At 73.2% G+C, this 13,621-nt stretch carries 11 protein-coding genes and 1 pseudogene; 4 read left to right on the top strand and 8 right to left on the bottom strand.

The window, feature by feature from the left end; all coding sequences use genetic code 11:
* Positions 1–116 precede the first annotated feature (116 nt).
* A complete protein-coding gene (locus D2L64_RS01755) occupies positions 117–1,358 on the bottom strand; it encodes a YeiH family protein (protein ID WP_233558701.1) in 1,242 nt (413 codons plus the stop codon).
* Positions 1,358–1,501 carry a hypothetical protein gene (locus D2L64_RS27475; protein ID WP_199714363.1) on the bottom strand — a complete coding sequence of 48 codons (144 nt, stop codon included), beginning with the start codon at positions 1,499–1,501 and terminating at the stop codon, positions 1,358–1,360. Before D2L64_RS27475 ends, D2L64_RS01755 begins: the two co-directional genes overlap by 1 nt.
* Before the next feature lie 318 nt (positions 1,502–1,819).
* On the opposite strand from D2L64_RS27475, the gene D2L64_RS01750 reads away from it, so the two are divergent.
* Positions 1,820–4,126 (top strand): hypothetical protein, encoded by a 2,307-nt coding sequence (locus D2L64_RS01750; protein WP_119572644.1) that lies wholly within the window; start codon positions 1,820–1,822, stop codon positions 4,124–4,126.
* Positions 4,127–4,164: 38 nt separating this feature from the next.
* Positions 4,165–4,656 carry an SsrA-binding protein SmpB gene (gene smpB / locus D2L64_RS01745; RefSeq protein WP_119572643.1) on the top strand — a complete coding sequence of 164 codons (492 nt, stop codon included), beginning with the start codon at positions 4,165–4,167 and terminating at the stop codon, positions 4,654–4,656.
* Here smpB and D2L64_RS01740 read toward each other — a convergent pair.
* The 3 genes from D2L64_RS01740 to D2L64_RS01730 form a co-directional block, all read right to left on the bottom strand.
* Complete coding sequence (locus D2L64_RS01740) at positions 4,642–5,712, bottom strand: hypothetical protein (RefSeq protein WP_119572642.1); 1,071 nt, start codon at positions 5,710–5,712, stop codon at positions 4,642–4,644. The two genes, smpB and D2L64_RS01740, sit on opposite strands and share 15 nt — an antisense overlap.
* Positions 5,616–6,671, bottom strand: coding sequence for a transporter substrate-binding domain-containing protein (locus tag D2L64_RS01735; RefSeq protein WP_119572641.1), 1,056 nt, complete (start codon positions 6,669–6,671; stop codon positions 5,616–5,618). The genes D2L64_RS01740 and D2L64_RS01735 overlap by 97 nt, the downstream gene beginning before the upstream one ends.
* A gap of 198 nt (positions 6,672–6,869) precedes the next feature.
* Positions 6,870–7,280 (bottom strand): type II toxin-antitoxin system Phd/YefM family antitoxin, encoded by a 411-nt coding sequence (locus tag D2L64_RS01730; protein WP_119572640.1) that lies wholly within the window; start codon positions 7,278–7,280, stop codon positions 6,870–6,872.
* Positions 7,281–7,339: 59 nt separating this feature from the next.
* On the opposite strand from D2L64_RS01730, the pseudogene D2L64_RS01725 reads away from it, so the two are divergent.
* Positions 7,340–7,705, top strand: a pseudogene (locus D2L64_RS01725) (chitinase); the annotation flags it as partial.
* Positions 7,706–7,768: 63 nt separating this feature from the next.
* Here D2L64_RS01725 and D2L64_RS01720 read toward each other — a convergent pair.
* Together D2L64_RS01720 and D2L64_RS01715 are read right to left on the bottom strand one after the other, a co-directional pair.
* Positions 7,769–8,656: an MHYT domain-containing protein gene (locus D2L64_RS01720; protein ID WP_119572639.1), complete on the bottom strand. Its 888-nt coding sequence runs from the start codon at positions 8,654–8,656 to the stop codon at positions 7,769–7,771.
* A 165-nt stretch (positions 8,657–8,821) separates the two neighbouring features.
* Positions 8,822–11,602: a DEAD/DEAH box helicase gene (locus D2L64_RS01715; protein WP_119572638.1), complete on the bottom strand. Its 2,781-nt coding sequence runs from the start codon at positions 11,600–11,602 to the stop codon at positions 8,822–8,824.
* 164 nt (positions 11,603–11,766) lie between these two features.
* Between D2L64_RS01715 and D2L64_RS01710 the strand changes: the two genes are divergently transcribed.
* Positions 11,767–12,450, top strand: coding sequence for an HAD family hydrolase (locus tag D2L64_RS01710; protein ID WP_119572839.1), 684 nt, complete (start codon positions 11,767–11,769; stop codon positions 12,448–12,450).
* 199 nt (positions 12,451–12,649) lie between these two features.
* Here D2L64_RS01710 and D2L64_RS01705 read toward each other — a convergent pair whose 3' ends face one another.
* On the bottom strand, positions 12,650–13,585 hold the full coding sequence (locus D2L64_RS01705) for a diacylglycerol kinase (protein ID WP_119572838.1): 936 nt from the start codon (positions 13,583–13,585) through the stop codon (positions 12,650–12,652).
* Between the last annotated feature and the right edge of the window lie 36 nt (positions 13,586–13,621).

Genomic DNA, 13,621 nt, shown 5'->3' with positions numbered 1-13,621 from the left:
TACGCCCCGGCCGGCGGCGCCGCCGTGCCGGCGCCCCCGTGCCGGCGCCCCCGTGCCGGCGCCCCCGTGCCGGGGACCGGTTTCGCCCGGTCCCCGGCCGCGGGCCGTCGGCGAGATCAGCTGACCGTGAAGCCGGCGAACAGCAGCGAGGCCAGGCCGAGCGCGAGGACCAGGTTGAACACGGTGGCCGCACCGAACACCGCCACCGGACGCCAACCGGCCTGCCGCAGCGCCGCCACCCGCACCTCCAGCCCGATGCTGACGAACGCCAGGATGAAGAACCAGGTCCGCAGGTCGTTGACGATCGAGATGGTCGCCTTGCCGTCGGCACCGGCCGCGTCGAGGTACCAGGTGGCGATCACCGACGCCGCGACGAAGCCCAGGACGAACTTCGGGAATCGACGCCACAGCTCACCGAGCCCGGGACGAGCCGCACCGGCCCGCCGCTCGACGTGCAGCGCGAAGTACGCGGTGAGCGCCACCGCGACCACTCCCATCAGGGCGTTCTGAGTGACCTTGACGATGCTGGCGATCTGCAGGGCGTCCTCACCGGCCAGCGCACCGGCCGCGGTGACCGCCGCGGTGGTGTCGATGTTGCCGCCGATCCAGGCGCCGGCCACCGCCGATTCCAGACCGAGCAGGTCGGCCAACCAGGGCAGCAGGAAGATCGACGGTAGGGCGAAGACGATCACCAGGCTGGCCGTGTAGGCGAGTTGTTCCCGGCGGGCGCGGACCGCCCCGGCGGCGGCGATGGCCGCGCTGACCCCGCAGATCGAGACGGCCGAGGCGAGCAGGGCACGCAACCTGTCGTCCAGGCCGAGCCGGCCGGCCAGCCACCAGGTGAACAGGAACACCCCGGTGATCAGCAGAACCGCCTGGGCGATGGCCGGTCCGGCGGCGCTGGCGATCACGGCCAGGTTGATCGAGGCGCCGAGCAGCACCAGGCCGGTCTTGATGAAGAACTCGGTACGGAAGGCGGCGGCGATCCGGTCGCGCAGCCCGGTCAGCGTGACCACGAGATTGCCGAGCAGGCCCAGCAGGATGGCGTAGACCGGGTACTCGATCGCCGCCGCGACGTCCTCCACCGCGGTGCCGGCCGCCCACTCGGGCACGTTCTGTTCGAGATAGCGGGTCAGCCCGGCGAGGACCAGGACCACCAGCAGACCGACGGCGGTCCAGGCCCAGAACGGGCCGGATCGGGCAGCCGCAGCGGGCGGCACGGCCGCTGGATCCGCTGGCGGGTCGGCCGGCTCGGTCGACGGCGGCTCGGTCGACGGCGGCTCGGTGCTGGTGGCGACCGGTGGCCGGTGGTCCGACGGGTCGGCGTCCGGTACGGGTCGGGTGGCGTCGGCGGTCATCAGGGCACCAGCCCGGCGGGGATCGCGCCGACCAGGACCAGGCCGAGCAGGGCCAGGCCCAGGATGGTCGCGGCCCAGTCCTCGTTGAAGGCGAACCGGCTCTCGGGCGCGGTGGGTGACGGTCGGGGTTCCGGGTTGCTCATCGGAGTTCCTTCGGCGGGTCGGGAGGGATGGGCGAGCGCCCGCCGCCGACGGCGTACCGGGCGAATCGCATCCCTATATTCCTACCGAGAAAGTAGGATTACAAGCCCGGCTTTGTTGATCGGTCCACCCGAACGCCCGAGTCGCCCGAGTCGCCCGAGTCGTCCGGGTCGGCACCCCCGCACCGCGCAGGCGTGAGCGTCGCCGGGATGGGTAGTCGTGGGCGCCGCGCCGTAGCGGTCCGGCCGGGGCCGGTAGACAGGTAGCGGCCCGGCCGGGGCCGGGGCCGGCCCGGCCGGTGGACACGTTCCGGGGAGCAGATGAGCAGTGCACCGCAGACGTCGGACGACGTCATCGAACTGCGGGTTCACGGCGTCTCCGGCGCCGGGGCGGAACAGATCCTGGGCCGCCCGCACAGCCACCAGGTCGCCGGGGACGCCAGCGGCGGTTTCCACCGGCCGTTACCCGGCTATCCGGACGCCAAGGGCCCAGCCGGGATCACCGTGGAGGCGTACCGGTGGAGCGACCTGCCCTCCGGGACCACGGTGCGCACGCTGTCGCTGGTCTTCCTGCTGCCGTTCATGCTCTGCAACGTCGCGATCTGGATGCGCCCGGCCCACCGGGGTGCCTCCGGCGCCTGCCTCAAGGCGCTGTGCCGGCTGCTCGCACTCACCCTGACCATGCTGTACGTGCTCGCCGCGATGGGGGTGGCCCTGGACGTCATCGCCTGGCGCTGCCTGCCGAACGAGTCGTGCCTGGCCGGGCGGCCCTGGTTGTCCTGGCTCGGCGGGCGGCCCACCGGGCTGCGCCTGGCGGTGTGCGCCCTGCTACCGGCCGCCGCCCTCGGTCTGGTCTGGCGACTCGGTGCCCGACCGGGCCACAACTTCGACGCCTTCCACACCACCACCACGACCGGCTCGGCCGCACACCAACTCAGCGCCGTCGGCCAGTGGGACAGCGCACCGGTGGTGGGTCGACTCCGTTCGCTGCACGTCGCCACCGGGTTCACCACGCTCTGTCTCGGGCTGCTGGTGGCCCGGGTCGCCGCGGGCCCGTCAGCCCTGGGCATCGCGCTCCTCGTCGGCACCGCCGCGCTGCTCGGCAGCTGCGCCGTACTTCTCTGCGTGCACCCGTGGATCGACGCCGTGTCCAACGGCTTCGTGGACCGGCTCTGCACCGGCGTGCGTACCGTCGCCTGCCTGCTGACGGTCCTGGTGCTGGTGGCCGTCGCGATCGACCCGACACCCTGGCGGCCCGGCGTGGGACTGCCGGGGTACAGCCTGACCGGCGCACTGGTCATCCTGGTCCAGGCCGTCCTGCTGCTGGTACTCGGCACCATGGTCTTCGCCAGCCGGGGACAGCTGCGGGGCACCGTCGCCGGTCCCGCCGACCCCACCGGCCGGCTCGACCCGGACGAGATGCGTCGCGGTCTCGGCCGCGACGGGCTCGGCGCCGGGCCGTTGCAGGGCCTGGGCGCACCGGTCATCGCCGCCGTCGCCACCGGCCTGGCCGTCGCCCTCTCCGCGGACCTCGTCTTCCGGGTCGCCGACCTGCTCAACCGTCGTGCCGCAGCCGACGGCGAGCGGAACATCGGCGCGCCGCTCGGCTTCAAGTGGGCGATCTTCGTCTTTCTGGTGGCCGCCGTGATCGTACTGCTGACGGCGATCGTGGTGACCCTGGCCAGCCGCCCCGCCCGGATGCGAACCGCCCGGGCGACCGTGGCCCGCGACTTCCCCGACGCCCCACCCGCGGCCCGGCACCGGTTGTACCAGGTCGAACGGACGATCGCCCGGGCCCGGTTCACCGAACGCCTGGAGCTGCTCGCGGTGGTCTACGCCTGCACGGTGGGCGCGGGCATGCCCACCATCCTGCTCGGCATGCAGGAGCTCTCCCCCGGCGTGGTCGTACAACGCCTCACCGGGATACCGGAGGCGGCGACGAACTTCGGCATCCAGGTGGGCAGCCTCCTCATCGCGGTGGTGGTCCTCGGCCTGCTCGTCGGCGGCATCTTCGCCTACCGCACCGCCGAGTTCCGGCGCTACGTCGGGGTGGTGTGGGACCTGGGCACGTTCTGGCCCCGGGCGGCGCACCCGTTCGCGCCGCCGTGCTACGCGGAACGGGCGGTACCGGAACTCAGCCGGCGGATCACCTACCTCACCGAACAGGGACACGGCGTGCTGCTGACCGGCCACAGCCACGGCGCCGTACTGCTCGCCGCCACCGTGTTGCAACTGCCGCACCAGGTGTGCGGCCAACTGGCCCTGCTGACGTACGGGTCACCGCTGCGCCGGCTCTACGGACGGCTCTTTCCCGCGTACGTCGACGACGAGGTGCTGTGCGAGGTGGGTGATCGGGTGAACTGGCGGTGGGTGAACCTTTGGCGGGACACCGACCCGATCGGTGGCTGGGTGTTCTCGCCGCACCGACCGGGGCGGCAACCGATCCGGTCCGGCCCGCCGGGCACCGTCGACCGGCGGCTGCGGGATCCGGCCGACGTGGTGTCGCCGCCGGGCGACAGCGTTCCGCCACCCATCATCGGGCACTGGCCCGGCGAGTCCGACCCGCGGTTCACGGCCGCGATGACCGAACTGGTGGGCAAGCTGCGGGCCCGGCACCGGCGGCGCTGACCGGCGCCGAGGGCCCGGGCAGCGGCTATCCTTCGCCGGTGAGCACCTCCCGCGACGGCGAGCGGACGCTTGTCGCGTCCAACCGCAAGGCCCGGCACGACTACACGATCCTCAAGACCTACGAGGCCGGCATCGTGCTGGCCGGTACCGAGGTCAAGTCGTTGCGGGCCGGCCGCGTCTCGTTGGTGGACGCCTTCGCCCACGAACGCGACGGGGAGATCATGCTGTACGGCCTGCACATCGCCGAGTACGGCTACGGCACCTGGACCAACCACGCCCCCCGCCGGACCCGCAAGCTGTTGCTGCGCCGGGTGGAGATCGGCCGGATCCTGGCCCAGATCCGGGAGGGTGGATTCACCCTGGTACCGCTGTCGATGTACTTCTCCGGCGGCTGGGCCAAGGTCGAACTGGCCGTGGCGAAGGGCCGCCGGTCGTACGACAAGCGGCAGGCACTCGCCGCCCGCGACGCGGACCGGGAGATCGCCCGGGAGCTCGGCCGCCGCCTCAAGGGCAGGTCACGACCCGACTGAGGTCGACGCCGGATAGCCCGGCACCAGGCCCGTGCAGCGCGGATCCGGCGGGCCGACGGGGCGGCGCGGCAGCAGCCACTCCAGGGCGGTGTCCTCCACCGGCCACCCGGCCACATCCACCCGACTGTTCGGCACCCGGTCCGCGTCGGGGCAGAGCACCTGCGCCTGGACGTGGTCGTTGGGCAGGAAACGGACCTCACCGGAGCGACTCAGCACGAGGGTCATCCGGTCGGTCACCGTCACCGCCTCGCCCAGTACCACCTCCTCGGTCTGCGCCTCGCCGACCTCGACGGCCACCGCCGGCAGCAGCGGCACCCGCAGGAACACCACCCCGGTCACCAACGGCATCAGGGCACCGGCGGTGTAGACGACCGCCCGGGTCAACGCCGGGGCCGGCCGCGACGGCACCGGCCCGGTCAGCACCAGCGCACCGGCCGGCGGCAGCGCCAGCAGCAGCGCGGTGCCCAGCTCGCCGTGCTCCACGGCGGTCCGGATGGCCGGGGCGAGCCAGGTGTAGCCGGCCGCGGCCACGACGATCGGCAGGATCACGCCGGTGGCCAGCAGCAGGCGCGGCCGGTCCGGGAACCGGGCACGGGACTGCAGGGCGACCAGCCACACCAGCAACATCACCAGGGTCGGCAGGAACCGCAGCTGCCAGGTGAGGGCGGCGAGGGCGGCCGACACGACCAGGACCCAGCCCGGCGTACGCGCGGCGGCGTAGGCGAGCAGCGAACGCTCCGCGTCGAACCGGTCCGGTGCGCTGACCTGCCACAGCCGGCCGAGCACCACGGGCACCAGCACCACCAGCGGCACCACCCAGACCAGGGCGATGAGCAGGGCGCTGAGCAACCCCAGCGGGCTGACGTACTGCACGAGCAGCAGCATCGTGGACATGTCCTGCCGGCTGAGCCGCCACAGCCGCAGCACCAGCAGCAGCACCGGGAAGGCCGGCAGCAGGGTCAGCAGCCACTGTTGCGTCTGGCGCGCACCCGAGCGGCGCCGGGCGACGGGGCCGGCCGGGGCCGGTTCGGGTCGGGCAGCGCGAACCTCTCCCACGGCCAACGCCGCACCTCCACCTTGTCCGATGGCGCCGGCGGCGGTTGCCGATCCACCGCGACCTGCTGATCGACGTTGTACTGCTGCGCGTGGCCGAAGTACTTGTCGAAGGCTGCCTGCCACCGTTTGCCGTTGCGACCGGTCCGCGCCTCTTCCAGGGAGAGGTTGACCAGGTCACGCATTGCCGGGTCGGGGCCGGTGTTCACGCCCCAGAGTTCGTCACCGTCGGCACCGATGTCGGCGTGGTGCAACGGCTTCGGGTTCGTCAGCTTGGTCATCGGCGGTAGGTCGCCGACCGGCGGCGGCGCCACGAAGCCGGCCAGGATCGCCGCGTCCGTGGTGACCGCGTCGATCTCGCCGTCGTACAGCTCCTGGATGCACTGGCTGATCCGGTTGCGGCCGTGGGCCTGCGCCCCGGCCGCGGTCAGGTTCTGCTCGGCGGTCGAGGTCGCCAGCGTGCAGACCTTCTTGCCGGCGAGATCGGCGAAGGTGGTCGGCCGCAGGCCGCCGGACTTCAGGGTGACCACCGACTGTTCGGTCTGCAGGTAGGGCGCCGAGAAGATCACGCCCTGCTCGCGGCGCTTCGCGGTGATGCTGTACGAGGCGACGACCAGGTCGACGGTGACGAAGCGTCCGTCGGGGGTGCGCGCCTGGCGGCGGGCCCGATCCTCACTCTCGATGGGCAGGAACTTCACCCGGGCCGCCTCGAAACCGAGATCCTCCGCGATCAGGTATGCGATCTCGATGTCGAAGCCCGCGAACGTGCCGCCCTCCAGCAGCTGCGACACCCTGGGCTGGTCGTCCTTGACCCCGATGAGCAGTTCCTGCTTGCCGGTCAGTCCGGCTTGCTCCCGCAACTGGGCGCGGCTGGGCGGGCCGGCCACGCTGACCGCCCGCACGATCGCCACCACGGCCACCACCAGCAGGAGGATCAGGGCGGCCAGGCGGAGCCGGCGCACCCGCGCCGACGCACCCGGGCCATCCGGCACACCCGGGCCATCCGGTCGCCCGGCCGGCGGACCCGCGGCGGGCGAATCCAACTCGCTCATCGTCACCCCCGTAACCGGCTGATCGTGGCGCTCCATTGTGGCCGACCGAGGCCACCGGGCGACGCACAGTTGCCCAAGCGTGACCCGGGCCGCCGCGGCGGGGTGTGGTCAGCCGGCCAGGCGGTCGGCGTGGGCGGCGCGCAGTCGGGCCAGCGCGGGATCACCCGGCGCGGCCCGTCGCTCCAGCTCCGTCCACGCCTCGGCGAGCGCCGCCCGGATCGCCCGCAGCTCGGCGGCGTGCCGGCGGCCGGTCTGCTCGCGCAGTGCCTCGAGGCGCCGTGCCCAGCCGGCGGTGACCTCGGCCAGCCGGTCGGCGTCGGCGCGGACCTGTGCGGCGGTGCGGACCGCGGCGACCGGCACGATCGCCGCGACGGGTCGAGGGTCGCCGTCGCGGGTGACCACGGTGACGGTGTCGGTCAGCTCCGCCATCGCGACGAGCTGACTCAGTCTGGTGCGCGCCTCGCGCAGTGGCAGCGAGCGCGGCGGGAGGTCGCGTGGGGTGAGCGCAGGGACAGCCATGGATACATCTTCGGTGTCGGGTACGACACTTTCCGCGACCGTCCGGCCGGGACGGCCGCATGGGGTTGGACAACCAGTACCACGGCATGGGCAGCGCCGAGTTCCACGCCGCGATGACCGACATGCTGCTCGCCGGCTTCCCGGTCGCCGGCAACCCGGATCGCCGCTTCCCCGCCCTGCGGGCGGACCAGGTCGCCTTCGGCGCACCGTCCTCGGTCAGCGCCGGTAACGGCTACCTCGCCCCGGCCGGTGTCCAGTCGGCGGTCACCTGCCTGGTCCGAGGAGAGGGCTGCGGCGGCTACACCCCGCGCAGCGGCACCAACCCCGACTTCCGCGGGCTGATGACCTGGTCGATCAACTGGGACCGCTACTACCAGTGGGAGTTCAGCCGCAACCACGGGCCGTACCTGAGGGCCCTGTCCTGACCGGGTCGTGGCCCCGACCGACGTCGCTCGGGGCCACGACCGGCCCGGCCGGCACCGCGTGGGTCAGCGCGGAGGGTGGTCCCGCCGGGACGGGAACTGCGCGCCCGGTCGGGCCAGGGTGGAGCGGGCGCGCAGCCCCACCGGATCGGGGACGTCGACCGCGGCCGGCTCCGCCGCCGCCGGCCGGACCTGCCGGGTGCCCAGGTACGCCGCCGCGGCGAGGTCGTCGTCGGTGGGCGCGGCGAGCAGCGCGTAGATCAGCCCCACCACACCGAAGATCACCAGCAGTACGATCGGGATCAGCAGCGTGCCCACCTCGGCACCGGTGACGTCGCCCTGTCGTTCGTGCAGGTGCACCGAGAGGGCACTCATCCCGGTGAAGTGCATGCCGTTGACCGCCACGCCCATCACCAGCGCCGAGGCGAAGATCGCCAGCCCCCGGCGGACGGTCATCGCGAGCCAGAGCGCGACGGTGGCGGCGACCACGGCGATCAGCACGGAGAGCGCCACCCGCACCTGGTCGTAGCCCAGCCGCCCGTCCATCCGCATCGCGGCCATGCCCGTGTAGTGCATCGCCGCCACCCCGGCGCCGGTGAACAGGCCCCCGACGAGGACGCGTACCACCGAGAGTCGGCCGGTCCCCACGATGGCCAACCCGATGCCGACCGCCACCACCGCGATCAACGCGCTGGCGACGGTGACCGGCACGTCGTACCGGATCCGGGAGCCGGTGACGGCGAAGCCGAGCATGGCCATGAAGTGCATGGTCCAGATCGCGGTGCCGCCCAACGCCCAGGCCGCGAGCACCCCCCACCAGGCCCGCTGACCGGCGCTGGGCGCGGTACGGATCCGGCTGGCGCAGACCAGGCCGAGGATGGAACCGAGCACCGACAACGCATAGCTGAGCGCCGGTGTGATCCATCCGTACTCAAAGTGATTGATTTCTGCCAAGGTGGCTCCCCCCAGAGCTGTGCCGGCACGCAGCTGACGCGCCGGTAACATGATCGGGGAACGCCCTACCAGGCACAATAGGATCACCGGACACTGCTTTCGGTGCCCTCACGATGACGCAGAGCTGCGTCGATTCGACCGCCCGGTGATCACTCTGGGTAATGCTCAGGCGGGCGCATGGTAGGCGAGCACACCCCGGTTGACCACTCCGATCGCCTGCCGTGCGGTGGCCCGCAGCTCGGCCGAGGCACCACCGGAGTCGGCCAACTGACCCAGCAGGTCGACCACCTGGCGGGCCCACCGGACGAAGTCGCCGGCCGGCATCTCACCGTCGAGTTCATGCCCACTGGCCAGCACCTTCGCCAACGCTTCGCCCCGGGCCCAACGGTAGATCGGCCACGCGAAGCCCAGATCCGGCTCCCGGGTGACGGTCAGCCCGCGCGCCGCCTCGTCGGCCTCGATCTCGCCCCACAGCTTCAGGGTCGCCTCGACCGCCTCGGCCACCGGACCGCGTGGCAACGAGGCGCGCTCGTCGACGTCGCGGCGGGCCTCGAAGACCACCACGGAGACCGCCGCGGCCAACTCGGCTGGCGACAGTCCGTCCCAGACCCCCCGGCGCAGGCACTCCGCGACGAGTAGGTCGGCCTCCGTCCAGATCCGGGCGAGCATCCGTCCGGCGTCGGTCACCTCCGCCTCGGCGGTGAGGTACCCCCGGGAGGTGAGCAGCGCGACGATCCGGTCGAAGGTCCGCGCCAGCGAACCCGTCCGACCGGCCACCCGCTGACGCAGTTCCTCGGTGTCCCGCTCCAGCCGCCGACGGCGCTCGGCCCACCGGGCGTGCTCCTCCCGTTCCGGGCAGGCGTGGCACGGGTGGCGCCGGAGTTCGGCGCGCAGCTGGGTGACCTGGTGGTCCTCCCCCGACTGCCGGCCCCGGGCGCCCCGACGGCTGTGCCGGTCCAGGCCGGTGCCGCTGACCTGCGCCGCCAGGTCCCGCCGGGCGGCGGGGTTACGGTGGTTGAAGTGCTTCGGCACCCGGATCCGGGCCAGCACCTCGGCGGGCGTGGTGAAGTCGGCGGGACTGACCCGCCCGGCCCAGCGGTCCTGGGTCAGCACCAGCGGGCGGGGCTCGCTGAACCCACCGGCGGCCGGGTCGAGCACGACGGCCAGACCGGCCCGCCGCCCGGAGGGCACCCGGATCACGTCACCGACGCGCAGGCGTTCCAGCGCCGTCACCGCCGCCGCCCGGCGCTGGCTCTGCCCCTGTCGGGCGATGGCCCGTTCCCGGTCGGCGATGGCCACCCGCAGCGCGAAGTACTCGTCGAAGTCGCCGTGGTGGCACTCCGCCTCCACTCCGTACGCCTCGATGGTCTCGTCGTTGCGCTGCACCTGCCGGGCCAGCCCGACCACCGACCGGTCCGCCTGGAACTGCGCGAACGAGGACTCCAGCAACGCCCGGGCCGGCTCCGCGCCGACGCTGCCGACCAGGTTCACCGCCATGTTGTACGACGGTCGGAAGCTGGACCGCAGCGGATACGTGCGGGTGGAGGCGAGACCGGCCACGTGCCGGGGGTCGGTCTCCGGGGACCACACCACCACGGCGTGCCCCTCCACGTCGATGCCCCGGCGCCCGGCCCGCCCGGTGAGCTGCGTGTACTCCCCCGGTGTCAGGTCGACATGCGCCTCGCCGTTGTACTTGACCAGTCGTTCCAGCACCACGCAGCGGGCCGGCATGTTGATGCCCAGCGCCAGGGTCTCGGTGGCGAAGACCGCCTTGACCAGCCCCCGGACGAACAGCTCCTCGACGACCTCCTTGAACGCCGGCAGCATCCCGGCGTGGTGCGACGCCAGCCCACGCTCCAGGCCGTCGAGCCACTCCCAGTAGCCGAGCACCGACAGGTCCTCACCCGGAATGGCGGTGATCCGGGACTCCACCACCCGGCGGATCTCGGCCCGCTCCTCGGGCGAGGTGAGCCGCAGCCCGGCGGCCAGGCACTGCTGCACCGCGGCGGCGCAGCCGGCCCGGCTGAAGATGAACAGGATCGCCGGCAGCAGCCCCTCGCGGTCCAACCGCTCGACGATGTCGGGCCGCATCGGACCGCGCCAGCGCGGTCCGCGACGCCCGCCGCCGGGCCCGGCCGAACGCCCCTCACCCAGGTCGAGGCGGCGCATCGTCTCCCGGGTGTAGCGCAGCAGCTCCGGATGCACGTCGTGCTTGCGGGCGGCGGCGGCGTCGTGGAACAGGTCGAACATCCGCTTGCCGACCAGCATGTGCTGCCACAGCGGCACCGGCCGGTGCTCGCTGACCACCACCGTGGTCTCGCCGCGCACGGTGATCAGCCAGTCGGCGAACTCCTCGGCGTTGGAGACCGTCGCCGACAACGACACCAGGGTGACCGACGCGGGCAGGTGGATGATCACCTCTTCCCACACCCCGCCCCGGAACCGGTCGGCCAGGTAGTGCACCTCGTCCATCACCACGTACGCCAGGCCCTGGAGAGTGGCCGAGCCGGCGTAGAGCATGTTGCGCAGCACCTCGGTGGTCATCACCACCACGGGCGCGTCGCCGTTGATGGCGTTGTCGCCGGTGAGCAGCCCCACCTGCTCGGCACCGTAGCGGTCCACCAGGTCGTGGTACTTCTGGTTGGACAGCGCCTTGATCGGCGTGGTGTAGAAACACTTGCGCCGGGTGCCGTCGGTCGGCGCCGGCTGCCCCGGCGTGCCGCGCAGCGCCAGGTGTACGGCGAACTCGCCGACCACCGTCTTGCCGGCACCGGTCGGCGCGCACACCAGCACACCGCTGCCCCGCTCCAGGGCCTGACACGCCTCGCGCTGGAAGTCGTCGAGGTCGAACCCCAGGTCAGCGGTGAACTCTTCCAGCGCCGGGAACTGTGAGGCCTGGGCGGCCCGGCGGCGCGCCGCGGCGTACCGCTCGGCGGGGCTCGACATGTCCCCAAGATTAGTCCGTGCCTGCGACGGGCACCGGGCAAGGCCGTCCGGCAGGGCGGTCGGAGTGGGTCGGTAGGGTGCACCACGTGCCGGATCATGCCGAACCGACCGACCCCGTACGCGACGGTGACGCCGCCGCCCGCCCGGGCCCGTCCCGCCGGCCCGTGCAGGCGGTGCTGCTCGACTTCCACGGCACGCTCGCCCAGGTCGAGGAACCCCGCGAGTGGGTGCTGGCCGCCGCTGCCAGCTGCGGCGTGGAACTGGACCGGGTCCGGGCCACCGCCCTGGCCGACCGGCTGCTGACCGCCGGCCGGGCCGGTGGGCCACTGCCTACCCGGGTGCCACCACACCTGGCCGAACTCTGGGCCGACCGGGATCTGTACGAGCACGCCCATCGGGGCGCGTACACCGGGCTGGCCGAGACCGTCGAGACCGGCATCGGCGGTCTCGCCGACGCGCTCTACGAGCGGCTGCTGGTGCCGGCCGGCTGGGTGCCGTACCCGGACACCGCGCCCACCCTGACCGCCCTGCGGGCGGCCGGCGTACGGGTGGCGGTGGTCAGCAACATCGGGTTCGACATCCGACCCCACTTCGCCGCCTGGGGCCTGGCCGACCTGGTGGACGCCTTCGTACTGTCGTACGAGGTGGGCCGTTGCAAGCCGGATCCGGCGATCTTCTGGCGGGCCTGCGGGATGCTCGGTGTCGACCCGGAGCAGGCCCTGATGGTCGGCGACACCGCCGCCGACGCCGGTGCCGTCGCCGCCGGTTGCACCGCCCTGGTCCTACCCACCGCCGACCCGGGCCGCCCCAACGGCCTGGGCTCCGTCCTCTCCCTGGCCCACCCCTGACAGCACCCCGCCGCCCGCCGCGCCCCGCCCTCACCCCCCGCCCCGCCCGCGATCTTGCGGTTTCGGTCGCCGATACAGGGGGTTTTGTTCGCTTTCGTCCCGACGGCAAGTACAAGATCGCGGAGGCGAGGGCACGGCGAAGGCGCGGCGAGGGCGGGGGCCCCGGGGAGTGGGGGCGGGGAGGGAGGGGCGGGGGGTGTCAGCGGAGGAGGTGGATGGCGGCGGGGACGGCGGTGATGGTGACCGGGAGGGGCAGCGAGCGCTCTCCGTCCGCGTAGGTGGTGATGCCGCCCTCCGCGGCGACCGTGACGGTGCGGACCCGGTAGGTGCGTACCAGCGGGTGGGTGACATGGGTGCCGGCGTAGATGCGCGGCTTGACCCGGATCAGCGTGCGTCGGTCGAACCGGCCGCCGACCACCACGTCGAGCAGCCCGTCGGTCGGGTCCGCAGCCGGGCAGATCCGCATCCCACCGCCGTAGCTGGCGCCGTTGCCGACCGCCACCAGCACCGCGTCGACCTCGACCCGCTCGCCGTCGAGGGTGAGGGTGTAGCGGCGTGGCCGCAGCCGGGCCAGTTCCGCGACGATAGCCAGGTCGTACCGGCGGGGGCCACGCGGCCAGCGCATCCGGTTGGCCCGCTCGTTGACGATCGCGTCGAAGCCGGCCGCGAGAACCGCGCCGTACCAGCGGACGGTGCCGGCGGAGCCGGTCATCCGGGCCAGGTCGACGGGGCGGCTGCGGCGCTCCCGCAGGGCCGCCGTGATCACGTCCACCGCCGCCCGCGGTTCGGCCGGAAAGCCGGTGTCGGCGGCGAAGTCGTTACCCGTCCCGGCCGGGACCGGGCCGAAGGGTACGGCGGTGCCGGCGACCGCCTGCACGGCACGGTGCACGGTACCGTCGCCGCCCACGGCGACCAGCGCGGCAGCTCCCTCGGCGACCGCCGACCGGCAGGCCGACTCGGCCTCGTCCGCGCTGGCGGCGGGCAGCAGCCGCACCGGCCGACCGGCCGCCGAGAGCCGGTCCAGCAGGTCCGGCAGCAAACCCCGGTGCCGGCCACGCCCGGCGGTCGGGTTGGCCAGTACGGCGACGGGCCCGTCGGGGATCGGGCGGTGATCGTCTGCGGTCACGGCGTGCACCGTACCCGTCGGACCGTCGGCCCTGTCCAGCCCGCG

Source organism: Micromonospora radicis, from assembly GCF_003583405.1.
GTDB lineage: Bacteria > Actinomycetota > Actinomycetes > Mycobacteriales > Micromonosporaceae > Micromonospora > Micromonospora radicis.
The sequence above is the reverse complement of the archived record's forward strand: the minus strand, read 5'-3'. Positions and strand labels throughout refer to the sequence as shown.